13 protein-coding genes and 1 pseudogene are annotated in these 17,742 nt (G+C 56.9%); 7 read left to right on the top strand and 7 right to left on the bottom strand.

The window, feature by feature from the left end; genetic code table 11:
- Window positions 1-13 precede the first annotated feature (13 nt).
- Together ACLEIV_RS09425 and ACLEIV_RS09420 are read left to right on the top strand one after the other, a co-directional pair.
- Window positions 14-1,288, top strand: a complete 1,275-nt coding sequence (locus ACLEIV_RS09425; RefSeq protein ID WP_410456394.1) for an NAD(P)/FAD-dependent oxidoreductase — start codon at window positions 14-16, stop codon at window positions 1,286-1,288.
- 509 nt (window positions 1,289-1,797) lie between these two features.
- A complete protein-coding gene (locus tag ACLEIV_RS09420) occupies window positions 1,798-2,550 on the top strand; it encodes an META domain-containing protein (protein ID WP_410456393.1) in 753 nt (250 codons plus the stop codon).
- 116 nt (window positions 2,551-2,666) lie between these two features.
- On the opposite strand, the gene ACLEIV_RS09415 is transcribed toward ACLEIV_RS09420, so the two are convergent.
- The 4 genes from ACLEIV_RS09415 to ACLEIV_RS09400 all read right to left on the bottom strand — a co-directional run bounded on the left by ACLEIV_RS09415 (window position 2,667) and on the right by ACLEIV_RS09400 (window position 5,984).
- On the bottom strand, window positions 2,667-3,008 hold the full coding sequence (locus ACLEIV_RS09415) for a 4a-hydroxytetrahydrobiopterin dehydratase (RefSeq protein ID WP_410456392.1): 342 nt from the start codon (window positions 3,006-3,008) through the stop codon (window positions 2,667-2,669).
- A gap of 10 nt (window positions 3,009-3,018) precedes the next feature.
- A complete protein-coding gene (gene phhA, locus ACLEIV_RS09410; protein ID WP_410456391.1) occupies window positions 3,019-3,813 on the bottom strand; it encodes a phenylalanine 4-monooxygenase in 795 nt (264 codons plus the stop codon).
- Window positions 3,814-4,153: 340 nt separating this feature from the next.
- Window positions 4,154-5,344, bottom strand: coding sequence for a nicotinate phosphoribosyltransferase (gene pncB / locus ACLEIV_RS09405; protein ID WP_410456390.1), 1,191 nt, complete (start codon window positions 5,342-5,344; stop codon window positions 4,154-4,156).
- The gene (locus ACLEIV_RS09400; protein WP_410456389.1) at window positions 5,337-5,984 is read right to left on the bottom strand and encodes an isochorismatase family protein; all 648 of its coding nucleotides are present in this window, start codon (window positions 5,982-5,984) and stop codon (window positions 5,337-5,339) included. The genes pncB and ACLEIV_RS09400 overlap by 8 nt, the downstream gene beginning before the upstream one ends.
- Window positions 5,985-6,128: 144 nt before the next feature.
- On the opposite strand from ACLEIV_RS09400, the gene ACLEIV_RS09395 reads away from it, so the two are divergent.
- The gene (locus ACLEIV_RS09395) at window positions 6,129-6,470 is read left to right on the top strand and encodes a DUF2750 domain-containing protein (protein ID WP_410456388.1); all 342 of its coding nucleotides are present in this window, start codon (window positions 6,129-6,131) and stop codon (window positions 6,468-6,470) included.
- Window positions 6,471-6,763: 293 nt separating this feature from the next.
- On the opposite strand, the gene ACLEIV_RS09390 is transcribed toward ACLEIV_RS09395, so the two are convergent.
- Entirely contained in the window at window positions 6,764-7,687 is a 924-nt protein-coding gene (locus tag ACLEIV_RS09390) for a LysR substrate-binding domain-containing protein (RefSeq protein ID WP_410456387.1), read from the bottom strand.
- Between the two features lie 212 nt (window positions 7,688-7,899).
- On the opposite strand from ACLEIV_RS09390, the gene ACLEIV_RS09385 reads away from it, so the two are divergent.
- The 4 genes and pseudogenes from ACLEIV_RS09385 (at window position 7,900) to zapE (ending at window position 13,423) form a co-directional block, all read left to right on the top strand.
- Window positions 7,900-8,682, top strand: coding sequence for a HalD/BesD family halogenase (locus ACLEIV_RS09385; RefSeq protein ID WP_410456386.1), 783 nt, complete (start codon window positions 7,900-7,902; stop codon window positions 8,680-8,682).
- 401 nt (window positions 8,683-9,083) lie between these two features.
- On the top strand, window positions 9,084-10,676 hold the full coding sequence (locus ACLEIV_RS09380; protein WP_410456385.1) for a BCCT family transporter: 1,593 nt from the start codon (window positions 9,084-9,086) through the stop codon (window positions 10,674-10,676).
- Window positions 10,615-12,213: pseudogene (locus ACLEIV_RS09375) on the top strand (HAL/PAL/TAL family ammonia-lyase). The gene ACLEIV_RS09380 and the pseudogene ACLEIV_RS09375 overlap by 62 nt, the downstream one beginning before the upstream one ends.
- 109 nt (window positions 12,214-12,322) lie before the next feature.
- Window positions 12,323-13,423, top strand: coding sequence for a cell division protein ZapE (gene zapE / locus ACLEIV_RS09370; RefSeq protein WP_410456384.1), 1,101 nt, complete (start codon window positions 12,323-12,325; stop codon window positions 13,421-13,423).
- 339 nt (window positions 13,424-13,762) lie between these two features.
- On the opposite strand, the gene ACLEIV_RS09365 is transcribed toward zapE, so the two are convergent.
- Together ACLEIV_RS09365 and mscM are read right to left on the bottom strand one after the other, a co-directional pair.
- Window positions 13,763-14,263 (bottom strand): DUF4136 domain-containing protein, encoded by a 501-nt coding sequence (locus tag ACLEIV_RS09365; RefSeq protein ID WP_410456383.1) that lies wholly within the window; start codon window positions 14,261-14,263, stop codon window positions 13,763-13,765.
- Between the two features lie 118 nt (window positions 14,264-14,381).
- Entirely contained in the window at window positions 14,382-17,714 is a 3,333-nt protein-coding gene (gene mscM / locus ACLEIV_RS09360; RefSeq protein ID WP_410456382.1) for a miniconductance mechanosensitive channel MscM, read from the bottom strand.
- Window positions 17,715-17,742 lie beyond the last annotated feature (28 nt).

Genomic DNA, 17,742 nt, shown 5'->3' with positions numbered 1-17,742 from the left:
GAGCAATCACAACATGGAACATGTAAACAGCTATTACGCCGCTTCGGCCAACAAGCATGCGCCCTGGCCGCAACTGACCGACGATATCCGCTGCGATGTGTGTGTGGTCGGCGGCGGCTACACCGGGCTCTCTACCGCCCTGTTTCTGGTCGAGGCCGGATTCGACGTGGTGGTGCTGGAAGCCAGCCGCATCGGCTTCGGCGCCAGCGGCCGCAACGGCGGCCAAATCGTCAACTCCTACAGCCGGGACATCGGGGTGATCGAATCCCGTTACGGGCAGGATACGGCCCGTATGCTGGGCAGCATGATGTTCGAGGGCGGCGACATCATTCGCAGCCGCATCGAGCAGTACAAGATCGACTGTGACTTCCGCCCCGGCGGTATTTTTGCCGCCCTCAACAAGCGTCAGCTGGAAGAGCTGAGTGCGCAAAAAGCCGACTGGGAGCGTTACGGCCACCAGAATCTGGAGTTGCTGGATGCCGGCCAGGTGCGCGAAGAAATAGACACTCAAGCCTATGTGGGCGCGTTGCTCGATCACAGAGGCGGTCATATCCATCCGCTCAACCTGGCGCTGGGCGAGGCCGAAGCTATTCGCAAGCTTGGCGGACGCATCTTCGAGCAGTCGGCGGCCGTCGACATCCAGCACGGAGATCCGGCGACGGTAGTGACCAAAAAAGGCAGAGTAGAAGCCAATTTCGTGGTGATGGCGGGCAACGCCTACCTCGGTGATCTGGTGCCGAAACTGGCGGCCAAGGCCATGCCCTGTGGTACCCAGGTGATCACCACAGAGCCCCTGAGCGAAGAGCAGGCGTCACGCCTGATCCCCAACAATTACTGCGTGGAGGACTGCAACTACCTGCTGGACTACTTCCGCCTCACCGGCGATCGCCGGCTGATCTACGGCGGTGGCGTGGTCTACGGCGCCCGGGATCCGGATGACATAGAGCGGCTGGTGGTGCCCAAGTTGCTGCAAACCTTCCCCCAGCTGAAGGGCGTGAAGATTGATTATCGCTGGAGCGGCAATTTCCTGCTGACCCTGTCGCGCCTGCCGCAGTTCGGGCGGCTCGAGCCCAACGTCTACTACATGCAGGGCTACAGCGGCCACGGGGTGACCTGTACTCATCTGGCGGGAAAATTGCTGTCGGAGGTGCTCAAGGGCCAGGCCGAGCGGTTCGACGCCTTCGCCAGGCTACCGCATCTGCCCTTCTTCGGCGGGCGTCGTTTCCAGGTGCCGTTCAGCGCCATGGGGGCCGCCTACTACAGCCTGCGAGACAAGCTGGGCGTGTGAAGACGATCGTTGCCATTGGTTATTAACAAAAAGGAAAAAAGGGTCGGCTCCGCCGACGCGCCAAAGTAAATGACACTCACAGTTTCAGCCAGCTGCGAACATTCACTGGATGTTCGGTCAGGCTGAAACAGCTCGTCACGGCGAGACAAGCTCGCCCCATGTGAGCTCAGATATGCCATCTGACCGCCAGGGATGGCGGGAATGCCGAAATGGCAGGAGCATTTTTCGGCCTTGGAATATCATGGTCGCCGGAGCAGATCCCTTTATCCTTTCTATCTATCAGCCGGCTGCAAGGCTCTCGTTACCACGCGCCGTGTGGAGGTGTTCAAAGTCATATCATGTCGCGATCAGGCGGTTTCACATGGGTTAGGTGGTGCTCTGGGTGATAAAAGGCGAATCTGCTGTCTAAAGTCGTTACAGTATTCACGTTTTTACTCTAACTTTCGGGTCGCAATCGGATGCACCCCTTTGCTCAGGGACGATGTTTCCTTTTTGAATGAGGCGTTTTGATGAATCGACAGACTTCTTTCGCTCTGGCTGCCGTGGCGGCGGTGGCCGCCCTGAGCGGCTGTGTCGCACAGCATGACGTGAGCCAGCAGCATCGACTGACCGGATCGCTGTCTTATCTGTCCCGTATCGCGCTGGCGACGAACAGCATGGCTGTGGTGACGGTGCGTGATACCTCGGTGGCAGACGGTGCCGTTATTGCCGAGCAGCGTATCGATCTCGATGGCCGTCAGTTGCCAATATCCTTTAATCTGGCGGCGAACACCGAAGACATGACCAGCGGGGCCTACAGCCTGAGCGCCGTTATCATGGAAAACGGCCAGGTGAGCTGGCGTAGTGCGCCGACAGGCATTACCACCGAAGCGGGCATGACCGAGCTGGGCAGACTGGTACTGCAGCAGGTGAGCGAGGATGAGGGCCAGGTTGACGCGCAGCTGGCTGGCAGCGCATGGCAGGTGCGTAACCTCAACGGCGTGGACATACCTGCGGCGGCCGAGGGCAGCCTGAATTTTAGCGATGACGGCCGGCTTCACGGGCGAGCCTTCTGTAACGGCTTCAACGGTAGCTATCAGTTGCAAGGTGATAAGCTTGATACCGCCGAGCTGGCCACTACCATGATGTTGTGTACACCGAAGCAGATGGAGCGTGAGCGCACCATGCTGGATATTCTGGGTCAGAGTCGGCGTATCGAGCTGCATGCCGATGGTACTCTGGTGATCTTCGCCGCCGACGGTCGCACCCTGACCGCCAGCTGACAGCGGCTTTTTCCTGACGACAACGCCCGGCCTGCAGCCGGGCGTTGTCGTTTTATGCGCATGGTTCCGTCGGCACTGTGTTCAGGGTCTTCGCTGCAGGCCGAATAAATCAGACCTTACTCCGGCAGCAGCATATCGGTTCTGGCCGCCATGATGAAATCGTTGCGGTGCAGGCCGCCGATGGCGTGAGTCCACCAGGTAACGGTGACCTTGCCCCACTCCAGGGTGATGGTGGGGTGGTGAAATTCGCTTTCCGCCAGCTCGGCTACATTGTCGGCAAAGGCCCAGGCCAGCTTGAAGTTCTTGAATTTGAATTCCCGCTCCAGCTGCAGTACTCCGTCCCGGGCCCGTGGCGTCCAGTCCGGCAGGTTTTTCATCAGCGCGGCCAGCTCGTCGTCGCTGACTCTGGGGGCATCGGCCCGGCAGGCCTCGCAGTGTTGTTGGGCAAGTTCGGTCATGTTTACTCCTTTAACTGGCGTCTTGTCTGGCTGGAAAGGTGGGGGCAAACAGCCCCAGGCCGCGGGCTTTCTGCACCTCGGCCATGATGTCCATCTCGGCGATGGCAAAGAGATCGTCGATGGAGTCGAGTACATAATAGACGGGCTGCATGATATCGATGCGATAGGGGGTGCGCAGCACGTCCAGTATATTGAAGGGGCGAAATTCGGGCAGGTCCGACTCGAACACATGACGGGTTTCGCCCGGCGAAGACAAGATGCCGCCGCCGTAGATACGGTGCCCGCTCGGGGTGTTGAGCAGGCCGAATTCCACGGTAAACCAGTACAAGCGCGCCAGAAAACCCCGGTCTTGGGGGCTGGCGTCGCGGCCAAGCTGGCCGTAGGTATGGGTGAAGCGGGCGAAGGCCGGGTTGGTGAGCAGGGCACAGTGGCCGAACAGCTCGTGAAAGATGTCTGGCTCCTGCAGGTAATCGAGCTCTTCCCGACTGCGGATAAAGGTGGCCACCGGAAAACGCCGGTTGGCCAGCAGTTCGAAGAAGCGGTCGAACGAAATCAGCGCCGGCACCCTGTTGACCTGCCAGCCGGTGGCAGGCTCCAGCACCCGGTTGATGTCATCCAACTGCGGAATGCGGTCATGAGGTAGCGCCAGACGTGCCAGGCCTGCCACGTATTCGTCGCAGGCCCGGCCTTTTACGCACGCCAACTGGCGCTCGATCAGGGTATGCCAGATGGCATTTTCTTCATCGCTGTAATGGATAACACCATTAGTGTCCGGTTTTCGGGCCACATACTGGGTCGCGTTCATCGGGCGTTCCCACCTCTCAATCAATCTCAGTCTCTAATGTAGAGAGACGGCAGGCGATTGAGAAGGAAAGTGCCCAAGCCGGGTTTACAGTTGTTGTAACTATAGGTTTACACTTTGGTGGCGGGTCACAAATCAACGCATGGGATAAAGAGGCAGCCGAGTTGCCTACTCCGACACGTTGCAAGCAAATCCTTGTGACATTCAGTAAATGCCATCCCTGAAATGGTGAGTGACATTTCCAGCAGCGAGTCGGCGGAACGGGCCCTCTGGCCGAGGTGTCGGCTTTAGCTGAACACTCAGGCTCGGACTTGTGAGCAGGAGACAGTTTTACAGCATGCGACTATTTGACCGTGACCAGATCAACATCGAACACCTGCGCCAGATAAGCCAGGTAGCCGGGATCTTCACACATGGCCTTGCCCGGGCTGTCCGATAGCTTGGCCACCGCCTGGCCATTACAGCTGGTCATCTTGAGCACTATGTTGATGGGCGAATGACTCATGATGTCGTTGGTCAGGTGAGTACCGATACCGAAGGCCGGACGACACTGATGACGAAAGCGCTGGTACAGATCCAGGGCGCTGCGCATGGTGAGGCCATCGCTGTAGACCAAGGTCTTGCTGCGGGGATCTATGTTCATGTGGCGGTAGTGGGCCAGGGCTTTTTCGGTCCACTCCACCGGGTCGCCGGAGTCCTGGCGCAGGCCGTCGAACAGCTTGGCGAAGTAGAGATCGAAGTCACGCAGAAAGGCGTCCATGCCGACTACATCGGTCAGGGCTATGCCGAGCTGGCCCCGGTATTCGTGTACCCAGGCTTCCAGCGCCATCTTCTGGCTGTCGATAAGCCGCGGCCCCAGGGCCTGAAAGGCCTGCATGAATTCATGGGCAAGGGTGCCGACCGGCTTGAGCCCCAGCCGCCGGGCCAGATCCAGGTTGCTGGTGCCGGCAAATTGTACCGGTAGCTGCCGTGCCAGCTCGGCCACCACTTCTTGCTGCCAGACGCGGGAATAGCGGCGGCGGGTACCGAAGTCGGAAAAGCGGAAGTCTTCATTCTCCACGCTGTCCTGTACCAGGCTGATTTTGTCCTGCAGCCGCGCTCGTGCCTGTTGCCAGTCGGGGGAGGGGTGATGACGCCGACAGTAGACTTCGCTGATGATCGCCATCAGCGGCACCTCAAACAGTATGGTGTGCAGCCAGGGCCCCTTGATGTTCAGCTCCAGCTCACCCTGGTGGCAACTCAGGTGAATAAAGCGCCGATCCAGCCGGAACAGCCGCAAAAAGTGAATGAAATCGGGCTTGATGTATTCGAGCCGGGCCAGATAGGTCAGCTCGTCTTCGGTCAGGCGCAGCTGGCACAGCTGTTCGATTTCGGCTTCGATGTCTTCGACACAGTCGGCGAAGTCCAGCTGCGGATTGCGGCTGCGAAAGCGGTATTCGACCTCGGCGGCCGGGTACTGATGCAATACCGTCTGCATCATGGTGAATTTGTACAGATCGGTGTCGAGCAGAGAGCGGATTAGGGGTTCAGTCATCGGCCTGCTCCAGCTGGGCGCTGTCATGCACGAAATGAGCGCCGTGCTGGAGCATCTCGGCAATGGCATGACGACTGGACTCATCCGCCACACCTCGGATGGCGGAGCGGTTCACCACCACGCTGAAACCGGCATCCAGCAGCTGCAGCACGGTATGGCGCACGCAGTAATCGGTGGCCAGGCCGCCGACCAGCACCGTGCTGACTTCTCGATCGCGTAGATATTCAATCATGCCGGTACTCATGTTTTCGGCCAGATCGTGATAACAGGCGCCATAGGGATGCATGTCTGGCTCCACCCCTTTCCACACGAAAAAATCATAGTCGGCCGGGCGGGGCAGGCCGTCCAGCAGCTCGAAGCCACGGGTGCCGGGCACCGCATGGCGGGGCCAGCGAATGTCCATATTGGCCCCCGCTATGGGGCTTAGCGGCGGGTGCTGATCGCTGCTGACCCACAGAGCCTGAGGCGAGTGGGCATCCTTGGAGCCAAGGCGCCAGGCGGCCAAGGTTGCCTGCTGGTTGAGTTCGCCGGCAATGGTATCGCCGCCGGGCACCGGCAGTTCGTCCGGGCAGACCGGCGTAAAGGTATATTGGGCATCTACATCCAGGCTGGCGACCCGGTTTTTGGCAGGTAATTTCATACTCCACCTCCTATGGTAAGTGTGGACCTTTGGCCCTGCTGCTGCGCTGTATTAGTATTGTTTTTGATTGAGTCTAGGGGGGATTTGGTTCAGTATCGCCCCATCTGGGGTATCTTCCCCGTTATCAGCCCAAAGGTGAACAACATGAGCGATAGCCACCAGCAAAATTACCAGCGTTTTCTCGATGAAGTCACAGCCAACCGGGTGATGTGGGGGCTGCGTTTCGGCGATGAGTGGGTCGTTTGTGACTCGTCCGAGTTTGAAGATACCGAAGTCATGCCGGTATGGTCTACCGAGAGTGAAGCAAAAGCACAGTGTGTTGACGAATGGGCCGAGTATGAACCCTTCGAAATCACCCTGGCCGAATTTCTCGAAGTCTGGGTAGAAGACATGTCCGAAGACGGCGTACGCATCGGTCCCAACTGGGATGCCGAGCTGGATGGTATCGAACTGGATGTGCTGGAGCTGGTTAAAGCGCTGGCCTGATTGAATATCCCCTTGGGTTAACAGCCTGCCCGGCTCCGTCGGGCAGGCTGTTTTGTTAATGCGACGGAATACCTGTTTGGTATTGTCAGCGGGCAACTGGGTGTTCAGGAAGCGGCAACAGCGACCAACACCCACGACCGTGTAATGCCTTCTCTGGAAAATGCTCCTGCCGTTCCAGCATTCTTGCCATTTCTGTCAGACTTGTCTCTCCCCCCCTGAGGGCTGCTGTTCTGAAGCCGATTTACTTGAAGCGTAGCGAGGGATTATCCCAGCGCTTTCACCGTATTCGACACTCAATCACGTTCATATTCGGCCAGTTGTCGTAGCCATGCCTGCAATTCCTGCGCTTTGGGTTTGTTCATTACCCGTTCGGGATAAATCAGAAAATAGGACTTGGTGAGCGGCAGTGCCAGCGACGACAGTGCTACCAATTTGCCCTGTTGCAATTCTTCACGGATCAGCGAACGTTGTCCCAACAGTACTCCTCGGCCGTCAATTGCGGCATCTATTGCCATGGCCGAGAGATTGAAGGATGGTCCCGGGTTGGGTGGCCTTGAGATGATGCCAGCCGCCAAAAACCATTCATTCCAGTCAGGAAGAAAGCGTCCGTCAGGGCCCCAGTCCACATGAATCATAGGGTAATCGAGCAGCTGTTCCATATTGCCCAAGGGTAGCGGAGCCTGGAGCAAATCCGGACTGCAAACGGGGATAACCGAATCGCGAAACAGTTCTATTTTTTCCTGTAAAGGATAGTGCTCGTCCCCGAACGACAGATAGAAATCGGTAGGGTTGGTATTGAAGTCGGTCAGGCTGTGAGTGGCCTGAATACGAAGCTCGATTTCCGGGTGCTGGTCCATCCATTGATAGATACGAGGCATTAACCAGCGGGATGCCGGGGCGGAGAGTGCGGTGAGCGTGAGGCTGTGGTCACCCTGATACTGGGCCATTCTCTGCTGGGCTAGACGTAGGTTTTCGAAGGCTTCTTGGATGAAGCCGAGGTAGCAGATCCCCGGCTCGGTCAATTCGACGCCGGTTTTGGAACGAACGAACAGTTTGACTCCTAGATGCTCTTCCAACTGACGGATTTGCTGGCTGACTGCTGCCGGCGTGATACACAAGATGTCGGCGGCACTGGTTTGGCTGCCGGTTTTGGCGGCAGTTTCAAATGCCAGCATGTTACTTAATTTTGGGAGACGGTGGTGACGGGCCAGTTCCATGTTACATCCCTTGTTTTTTTGATCCGGGGCCATCGGCCGATGGCTTGATCATGCGGATTCGGACTGGAGGGGTCAAGATTTTCCAGACATCAAGAGGGTTAATGATTTGATGCAGTGGTGTTAAATTTATATTGATATCACCGGTCACCGGGGTTTTATAAAGTGTAGGCGTAACCCCCATTTGTTATTTCAACTGACCGGAGCAAGACGTTATGAGCACACTGAACACCATTCTCGACTTATCCGCTTACCCCATCGATGATCCGGACTTTCGCGCCGAATGTCGCAACACCCTGGCCCGTACGGGTGCTCTGGTGTTGCCGAGTTTCATGACGCCCAAAGCCGTGGAGCAAGTGAGGCAGGATGGGCTGGAAAAGCAGCACCTGGCTTATTACACCACCAACCAGCACAACGTCTACCTGTCGGAGTCTGACCCTGCCTTCGGGGAAGATCATGCACATAACCAGAAGGTGACCTCCTCCAAGGGCTGTATTACCGATGATGTTATCGGCGAAGATTCCCCTTTGCGTATCCTATATAACGCCGAGCGCTTCCGCGATTTCATGAGTTATGTGCTGGACGAAGAGCAGCTCTATGAGTTTGCCGACCCGTTGTCCTCCATCACCCTTCATTACGCCGATGAAGGGCAGGAGCTGGGTTGGCACTTCGACAATTCTTCTTTCGCTACCACTCTATTGATCCAAAAGCCCGTTGACGGCGGTGTCTTCGAGTATGTGGAAAACATGCGAGATGCAGATCGAGGCGAGATGAATTACGAGGGGGTGGAACGGGTGCTCAAGGGCGAGGTCAAGGTCAAGCAGTTGAGCATGGAGCCGGGCGCCCTAGTTCTGTTTCGGGGCCGTAATGCCATTCACCGAGTGACTCCGACTGAAGGGGATATTACCCGCATGCTGGTGGTGCTGGCTTATAATACCCAGCCTAATGTGGCTCTGTCGGAAACGGCACGGATGACCTTTTACGGCCGACTAGCCTGATTGATATTAGTTAAGCACCTTGGATACGTTGGATTCTCGCCGGCACCACAGGCTAAAGCCACCGGAGTTTTACAGCACGAACATTCACTGAGTGTTTGGTCATAAGCTATGTACAGGCAGCAAGTTTCTCTATGGGATATCTCTACATTCTGACCGCAGAGATGGTGTAAATATCGGAACAGCTGGAGCATTTTCTTGCCCAGATATAGAGGGAAAGAAAGGAAACGAACTTATCATTGAAGCAATTACGTCGGATAGTGACGAGATATGAACGACTGGCGAAAAGCTACCAGTCGATGTTGAGTCTGTATCGGCAGTTATTTGGTTGGCATAATTGAAAGCGCCCCTAGATACAGTATTTAAAAGGAATATGCCATGTCTATATATACAAGGAAGATGCCATGTCTATGAACGGAAAAAAAAGTCTGAATATAGGAGTGTTCATCCCGGCTTTCGTAATTGTGCTGATCGCGGTGGCTATGGGGATTATTAATAATGACTTGTTGGTAAAAGTAGCCAAGGATATATTCTACTTCTCGCTGTCTGATTTTGGATGGCTCTATCAGCTGCTGTCGGTATCGGCACTAGGAGTCGTGGGGTATATTTCCTTCTCCAAGGCCGGCAACATTCGTCTAGGTGGAGCCAATGCCAAACCTAGGTTCTCGATGGCATCTAACTTTGCCATGGCGTTAACCGGGGGGATAGCAACAGGTGTCGTTACCTATTCGGTGAATGAGCCCATCATTTACATGGGCAATATCTATGGGGAGATCAGTAACCAGTCGTTTGATGCAAACACTGCAGAAGCCGCAGTGTTTGCGATTGCCAGAAGCTTCCATAACTGGAGTTTCATTCCCTATGCCATCTATTCCGTCGTCGGTCTGATGATCGGCTATATGCATTACAACCGCAAAAAAGAGTTCTCCATTGCGTCAACTATATCCCCGGTTCTCGGTAACAAGGCCCAAAACCCAGTAGTGCGTTCCTTTATCGATATTATTTCGGTTCTAGCTATTGCTCTGGGTCTTGCTTCCTCGCTGGGTTCAGGCCTTGCCCTGATCAGTTCGGGAATAGAAGCCGAATACGGCATTGCATCGAGCCCTACCACCTGGCTGGTGCTTACGCTGATCATTTCAGCTATTTTTATTACCTCGGCGTTGTCCGGATTGAAGCGAGGCATCAAGTACCTGTCATCGCTCAATGCTTATATCTTTTATTCGTTTGTGGTCATACTTCTTCTGGTTGGACCAATAAGTTACATCTTCAGCTTGTCGGTTACAGGCTTGGGCTACTGGCTGGATAATTTCTTCCTGTGGGCATTCGATACTAAGGAGTCCGGTGGTGAAGCCTTGGTTACCTGGTGGACTCTGTTTGACTGGTCTATCTGGATTGCTTATGCGCCCCTGATGGGCTTGTTCCTGGCGCGTATTTCTTACGGGCGTACCTTACGTGAGTTTCTAATAGTCAATTGGGTTCTACCTTCTGTGTTCGGCATTGTCTGGTTTGCCATCTGGGGAGGAGCGGCCATCAAGTGGCAGTTGGATGGTACCCTGGACCTCGTTAAAGTTATTTCCGACAATGGGGCTGTCGCTGGCCTTTGGGGCTTCCTGCAGCACCTGCCCTTTTCCGCTGTGCTGGTTCCACTGGCGATTGTTACGTTGATCATCTCCTTTTCCACTGCCGCCGACTCCATGTCGTCGACCATAGCGACTATCTGTACCAAAAATATCAGTGCAGACGAAGAATCGCCCAAAATCCAAAAAGTCATCTGGGGCCTGTCGATAAGCGTGATCGCCTACATCATGGCGGCCTTCGGCGGCGGCGCCCAGGGGCTTGATGGTATCAAGTATCTTGCCGCGGCCGGTGGTTTCACTGTGTTGTTTCTGTTCGTACTGATTCTTGCGTCCTGTATCAGGGTATTTATCACAAAAAATGAAAGTAACAGTAGTGAGCAGTCAGAAGCGAACCTGCTGCCAGGAGGTGTGCATGAATAATCAACAAACTCCGGTTATTATCGGAAAACAGCAACTTGAATGGCAGGATGTAGTGCGGGTCGCGCGCATGGGTGCTCCGCTCTCCCTGTCTACCAGCGCCTGGGAGCGGGTTACCTCAGCCCGCCACGCGGTTGAGGCGTTTGCCGATTCCGGTCGGCCTTACTACGGCATTAATACCGGCCTGGGCGCCCTGTGCCATGTTGTGCTCGATCGCAGTCAATTGCAGAAGCTCTCCTGGCATACCCTGATGAGCCACTCCTGCGGCATAGGTGAGCCACTAAGGCGCGAGCAGGTACGGGCTATTATTTGCGCTGCTATCGTCAACTACAGTGATGGTTGTTCCGGAGTCAGCCCGACGGTGGTGGAGGGCTTGATACGCCTGATCAACGAGGACATTGTGCCCCGAGTGCCTGCTCAGGGCTCGGTCGGTTACCTGAGCCACATGGCACATATCGGTCTGGCCCTGCTGGGAGAAGGAGAGGTGGAATACCAAGGCCAGCAGGTGCCAGCCAGCCAAGCGCTGGCGGCCGTTGGTATGGAACCGGTGGCACTGGGACCCAAGGGTGGACTCTGTCTGGTTAACGGCACACCGGCCATGACCGGTATGGCTTGTCTGACGCTCGCCGATGCGGCCCTACTGGCCAGTTGGGCCGATATTATCGGTGCCATGAGCTTCGAGGCCTTGCGGGGTCAGCTCGACGCACTGTCGCCATTCGTGACCCAGCGCAAGACGCACAGCGGCGTGCAGCAAAGTGGATAAAATCTGCGTCAGCTGCTGCAAGGCAGCGAGGTTCTGGCCCGCAGCCAGGGAGAGCACCTGCAGGACGCACTCAGTCTGAGATCCATGCCTCAGGTGCATGGCGCCTGCCGCGATCAGTTCGATCATGCCGCCCGTCAGGCAGTAGCTGAACTTAATTCGGCTACCGACAACCCATTGGTTATCAAGGATGGTGACAGTTATCACGTCATCTCACAGGCCAACCCGCATGGTGAATCGGTGGCTATGGCCTGCGACCTACTCGCGATTGCCGTTTGCGAATGGGGCTCGATTTCCGAGCGCCGCAGCTACCGCCTGGTGACGCCTCAGGCCAACAAGTTGCCGCCATTCCTGACTCATGGCAGCGGCGTCAAATCCGGCATGATGATTGCCCAATACTCTGCCGCATCGCTGGTGGCCGACAATAAACGTCTAGCGCAACCGGCGGTGACAGATAACTATTTGACCTCCGGATTACAAGAAGACCACTTGAGCTTGGGTGAAAGTAGTGCCTTGAAGCTCGACAAGGCGCTGGACAATGCATTCTACATTTTGGCTATCGAGTATCTGCTGGCGGCCCAGGCTTTTGATTTTATCGAAGACCCTTCATTTGGTCTCGGTACCGGATTAGCCTGGCGGCAACTAAGAGAAAGAGTTGCCTTCTATCAAGAAAAGCACTCTCTTCATCTGGATATTCGTGCTACTTACAAGTGGCTGCGAGATGAGAAGTCATTAGAGACATTGTGTCAGTTATTTCCTCAACTAAAACTAGACGCCTGAGGTCTGCTCATACTCGATTTATCCATACCGCCGGCCGAGATTGTCAGTTTGGTGCAGAATCTGGCTTAATAGGGCCTGTTCTGTCGATCCTGTGCAGATAGAGGATGTGATGTCAGTCTTGTCTCCCTATGCCGCCTATCGGCAGGCCATTGAATCCGGTTTTAAAGACGATGCGGCCCAGTACAGGGCCGCAGAGCACCTGGAGTCTTGCTACCGGCAGTTGCAGGCGGGCGAGTCAGAGATCGACGGTGTCTATTTATGGGGGCCGGTGGGACGGGGCAAGACCTGGCTGATGGACCGTTTCTACCAGAGTCTGACGGTGCCGGCGAGGCGACAGCATTTTCATCACTTCATGCGCTGGGTACACAGGCGGCTGTTTCAGCTCAGTGGCACCGAAGACCCGCTTAGCGTGCTGGCCCGGGAACTGGCAGTAGAGGTACGGGTGTTGTGTCTGGACGAGCTCTTCGTCAGCGACATCGGCGATGCCATGCTGCTGGGCCGCTTGCTGCAACAGCTGTTCGAGCAGGAACTGGTGCTGGTCACTACCTCGAATCAGCCGCCCGATGGCCTCTATGCAGAAGGCTTTAATCGAGAGCATTTTCTGCCGGCGGTGGCGGCCATGAATCGTCATATGCAACTGGTGAGTGTGGACGGCAGCGAGGATCACCGGCTGCATCCGGGGTTACAACAACAGCGCTACTGGATAAACCAGCCCGATGCGCTGGCGGCGGTATTCGCGACGCTGACGCCGGAGGAGGGAAGTCCGGCGCCATTATTGCTCGGCCATCGGCAGATAAAGGTGATACGGCACTCGGACGGGGTGCTCTGGTGTCGTTATCACGACCTGTGCGAACAGCCGCTGGCGGCGCCGGACTTCATCGAGCTATGTGACCGTTTTCACCATATTCTGCTGGGCGATATACCCAGACTCACCGGCACCGGGCAGCAAACCGCCATCGCCCGTGGCACCGAGGACGGCATCAGGCAGGTGGCGGCGGGGGATCGTCAGTTGCCGGTGCTGTCCCGTCAGGATGACGGTGTGCGCCGTTTCATCGCCCTGGTCGACGAATGCTACGACCGCGGCATTCCGCTCTATATTGAAGCCGCGGTACCGCTGAGCGAGCTATATACCGAGGGGGCGCTGGTTTTTTCCTTTCGCCGTACCCTCAGCCGATTGCAGGAGATGCAGTTACAGTGCTTTGGTGAGTGAGCAGACCCTTTTGTGCCCTTGGTTTATCGTCACCTCAACTCTGGACAAAGAGTCTGCTCCACCGACCCGCTGCGAGTACTTCCATGTGGCGACCATCACATGACATTCCTGTCATGTGATGGTCGCTGGAGCAGAACCCTTCATCCTCACCAATGCTGTGGCGTCGCCTGTGGGAGCGCCCTGCAGACAACTTGGTGCTTAAGGAGAGGCAACAGAGATCGGCTCCCACGACCGTTAAATGCCATGGACGGCATTTCCGAGCCCCCAGGGATGGTTTATGGCGTGTCGTGGGAGGCGACTGTGTTGCCTCTGGAGCCTGGATCTAAAAGGCCTCACACCTCACGGCCGGGGCGGATAGTTGCTAAGCAGCTCCGCGACCTGTTGTTCTATGCGTCGGCTGCGCTCGGCGCCATTGATGTTCTCGGCGGGAAAGGCCTTGGGGTATTTGCTGCGCCACAGTACCTTGCCGTTGTGTGGCTCCGTCAGCCACAGCTCCAGTCTTTGCTGGCGCACGGCGCCATAAACCCGCTCCTCATCATCCCATAAGCTCCCATGGCGGGAGAGCATGCGTGGCATGGTCGTCAGCAGCCTGGTTTCCTGCCGCAACCGATAATGCAGCCATAGCGAGGCCTGATCCGGCGTGCTCAGGCGCAGGCCGCGTGCCGGCAGCATGGCCCTGGCCGCGGCGCCAATGCGGGCACCATCGAGCGAGTCAACATCGCCGTCCGGCGCCAGTGCGACGCTGGAGAAGCGTTGGAAGTCGGTGCCTTCGGCGTAATCGTAGGGGGCGGCGCAGCCACTCAGCAGCAGTGCCAGGGCGAACAGGCGCAAGGTAGACATGAGTCGAACTCCAATTGGGAGTGAGCTGTTATTTACGCCTATTCTGCTCGTTAAATCAACAGTTCATGTCGGGGATATACGGTAACTTCCGGGCGGCTATTGCGGCCCGGGATCAGGTTTATGCTTCGGGCTGTCCTCGGCTCGCTCTGTCTCCCCGCTGAGCTGACGACATGGGCTGTTCGCCAAGCAGACGGATATCAACCTGCTGGTGCGGTATCTTGATGTCGTGCTGGCGCAACCGGGTCAACAACAGGTTGTGCAGCTCATGGGTCATGGGCATGCGATGGCTCATGTCTTCCACATAGACTCGAACTTCGTAGACCAGCGCCGAGTCGGTCAGCTCCACCAGAAACACCTCTGGTACCGGGTTATCCAGGATCCGTCCGCACTCGTGGATGGCGTCATAGGTGAGGCGTTGCACCAGATCGACATCGGCGTCGAGCCGCACCCTGACCAGCAGCTTGACCCGGGTAATGGCGTCGGACAGCGACCAGTTGACGAACTGCTCGGTGATAAAGGCCTTGTTGGGCACTATGATCTCGCGTCTGTCCCAGTCCACTATGGTGGTGGCGCGGGTCTTGATTTTGGACACGGTGCCGGTCAGATCGCGAATGGTGACCGTATCGCCGATGCGAATCGGTTTTTCGAACAGGATAATCAGGCCAGATACGAAATTAGCGAATATTTCCTGCAGACCAAAGCCCAGACCGACCGACAGCGCCGCCACCAGCCACTGGGTTTTTGACCAGTCGATGCCGAGCATGGCGAAGGTGGTGAAGGCACCGATCATCAGCACCAGATACTTGGAGATGGTGGTAATGGCGAATCCGGTGCCCGGTGACAAGTCCAGGTGCTGCAACAGGCTCAGCTCCATCAGGCCGGGCAGGTTGCGGGCGGTGATCCAGGTCAGTACCACAGTGAACAGTGCTATCACCAGATCTTTGAGCGAGATGGGCAGCAGAGTGTCCTCTCCGGCCAGGGAGCTGGAGACCTGCCAGACCTCTATGCTGTCGAGGAAGCTGAAGGCGGTATTGATCTCCGACCACAGCAGCATCAGGCTGAGAATATAGCCCAGCATCAGCGCCGAACGCAGCAGTCCCAGCGACTGGGCGCTGATGATGTCCAGATCTACCTCGGCCACGGCGGCCGCTTCCGCCTCCGGGCTGGTGGTATGCTCGGTGGTTTCTTCTTTCTCTTTGCGTTGGGCCAGTATCTCGGCCCGTCGGGCCTTGGCCCGTTCAAACGCCAGTCGCCGCCGCTGGATCAGCATCCAGCGGCGCACCAGGTAGTAGAACATCAGAAAGCTCATGCCCACCAGTACCGAGACTTCCAGCTGGCGGAGCAGGGTGTGGGCGGTGAACAGGTAGCCCATTATGGTTGCAACCAGGGCCAGCAGGGGAGCTATGATGAGCAGTCCCCACAGCATATGGTTTACCAGGGTCAGTTGTTCCTGCCGGGGGGGGGAGACCAGCAGCGGCAGATCTTCCCGATACAGGCGCCAGGAAAACAGGCTGGTCAGCAGGCAAGTCACGACAAAGCTGAACCGCCCCAGGGTGTCATACAGGGAAAACTCCCGGTATTCATCGGCGACATAAAACAGCAGCAAGGCGGGCAGCAGCGCCAGCATCAGGGTCTGGAACTGGCGCCAGATCCGCCGCACCCGATCATGGGGCAGGTTGAAGTGCACTACCAGTAGCCCTTTGCTCATCATCAGGTTGCCGACAAACAGCAGAATAAATACCGGCAGCATCAGCCGATGCAAGGCATCCGCCAGGGCGACCACCACCTGCGGAGCCCAGGGAGAGTCGACCGCATTGCCGAGCAGCGACAGCAGGGCCGGTATCGGCATGGCGGTCAGTAGGCTGAGCAGCAGGGTGTTGAAGGTGTAGTCGTATCTGTCCTGGGTCACATTGCCGATATGTGGGCTGATTTTTTCCAGGTAGGCGCGCAGGCTGCGGCGGCTCAGGATCCACAGATAGACCACCAGCAGCGAGCTGAGTCCATAAAGGGTCAGGCTGGCACCGCCTTGTTGCAGCAGAGTCTGAGGCAGGGCGGTCCAGGTCGAGAGGGTCAGCAGCCAGCCCAGGGTTTCCATCAGGGCCGCCGGAAACTGGGTGCCGATGGGGCGTAAATCCGGCAACCAGAACAGGCGCTCGTCGGTGAGGGCGCGAATCTCCTGCAACTGGCTGTTCTGCCGGCTGTAGGCGACTTTCAGGCGGGTCTGTTCATGGATCTGATTGTCGGTGGCGCTGATCAGCCGCTCCAGCAGCCGGCGCTGGGTAGTCAGCAGCTCGTCGATCTGCATCCGCTGCAGCTGGGTGATTCCCTGGGCCTTGTCGCTCAACAATAATTCGGTGCGGTAGCTGTTGTTTCTCAGATTATCGAGCGATTCCTGATAGCCATATTTGTCGACCCGACTTTGTACGATACGGGCCTCGAGCTGAGGCAGGGAGTAGGGAGGGGGCAGCTCACTCAGGCGGTTACGCAGGTTTTCGCCGAAACCACGGCTGACCTGCAACCACTCTAACTGCTCCTTGAGGTTGACCTTCATATCAGCCAGTTCGGAGGCGGCTCGCTCCACCGCCTGATACTCCAGCTGCAGCGATTCCACTTCCCGGCTTTTTTCACTCAGCAGGCCGGACAGACGCTGGTTGGCCGTCTGTTGTTCGGCCAGCAGCAGTGAGTCGGTTTCCACTTCATCCAGCAGCCGATCACTTTCGGCAATGGCCGCTTCCGTGGTGGCGCGGCGTAATTCGTTCTGGCGATTCTGCAGAGCGTCTATGGTGACGTCCAGATCCTGTATCTGGCGCTGCAGAATATCCAGCCTCAGCCGGTTGATGCTGTCTCTGTTACCGGAAGACAGCTGTTCCAGCTCCAGCGTCTGGATCCGGCGTTGCAGGCTCTGCTCCCGCGCCATGGTGAGGATGCGAGAGGCGGTTTGCTGCCGGCCCTGAGCCTCGACAAATTGCAGTTTATCCAGAGATTGCTGGGTGTTACGCAGTTGCTGGCGCAGATCATCGAGCAGGTCGTGCAGGCCGCTGTTGCTCAGCTCCTGTAGATTGAGGGCATTGGTCAGTTCCTCACGCTGGCGCCTGAGCTCGAGCCGTTTGGCCTGCACATCCACCAGTGCCTGCTGCACCGCTTCTTCATCCAGCCGGGAGATGTCACCGGTATCCGTCGGCTTGAGGCCGGCCTGCTGTCGTTCCAGCTTCTTGAGCTCGGCCGGATATTCATCCATGAATTTTTTGAGATCTTTGGCCTGTTGTTGATAACGATCGCCTTCGCGCACCAGCTGCAGCGCCTGGTTATAATCGTCGCGCAGCTTCTTCAGTTCGGGTTTATCACCCTCGGGCACTTCCGACAGCAGGGCTTCGATATCGGCAACGCTCTGATCGGCCAGCAGGGGGGCTGGGAATAGTAATGCTAACAACAACAGAATGGGCGCAAACACGGTTGGCTCTCAACAAAAAGAAAACTCA

The organism is Oceanisphaera submarina, assembly GCF_046521305.1.
In the GTDB taxonomy this organism is placed as follows: Bacteria; Pseudomonadota; Gammaproteobacteria; order Enterobacterales; family Aeromonadaceae; genus Oceanimonas; species Oceanimonas submarina.
Note: the sequence above shows the minus strand (reverse complement) of the source record. Positions and strands in the feature narration are given on the sequence as shown.

Bases quoted from the DNA above. Each gene is read 5' to 3' on its own strand.
- ACLEIV_RS09380 (WP_410456385.1), top strand. From the start codon at position 9,084: ATGTCTATGAACGGAAAAAAAAGTCTGAATATAGGAGTGTTCATCCCG.
- pncB (WP_410456390.1), bottom strand. From the start codon at position 5,344: ATGACTGAACCCCTAATCCGCTCTCTGCTCGACACCGATCTGTACAAA.
- ACLEIV_RS09395 (WP_410456388.1), top strand. From the start codon at position 6,129: ATGAGCGATAGCCACCAGCAAAATTACCAGCGTTTTCTCGATGAAGTC.
- ACLEIV_RS09385 (WP_410456386.1), top strand. From the start codon at position 7,900: ATGAGCACACTGAACACCATTCTCGACTTATCCGCTTACCCCATCGAT.
- ACLEIV_RS09420 (WP_410456393.1), top strand. From the start codon at position 1,798: ATGAATCGACAGACTTCTTTCGCTCTGGCTGCCGTGGCGGCGGTGGCC.
- zapE (WP_410456384.1), top strand. From the start codon at position 12,323: ATGTCAGTCTTGTCTCCCTATGCCGCCTATCGGCAGGCCATTGAATCC.
- ACLEIV_RS09390 (WP_410456387.1), bottom strand. From the start codon at position 7,687: ATGGAACTGGCCCGTCACCACCGTCTCCCAAAATTAAGTAACATGCTG.
- ACLEIV_RS09400 (WP_410456389.1), bottom strand. From the start codon at position 5,984: ATGAAATTACCTGCCAAAAACCGGGTCGCCAGCCTGGATGTAGATGCC.
- ACLEIV_RS09415 (WP_410456392.1), bottom strand. From the start codon at position 3,008: ATGACCGAACTTGCCCAACAACACTGCGAGGCCTGCCGGGCCGATGCC.
- ACLEIV_RS09365 (WP_410456383.1), bottom strand. From the start codon at position 14,263: ATGTCTACCTTGCGCCTGTTCGCCCTGGCACTGCTGCTGAGTGGCTGC.
- ACLEIV_RS09425 (WP_410456394.1), top strand. From the start codon at position 14: ATGGAACATGTAAACAGCTATTACGCCGCTTCGGCCAACAAGCATGCG.
- phhA (WP_410456391.1), bottom strand. From the start codon at position 3,813: ATGAACGCGACCCAGTATGTGGCCCGAAAACCGGACACTAATGGTGTT.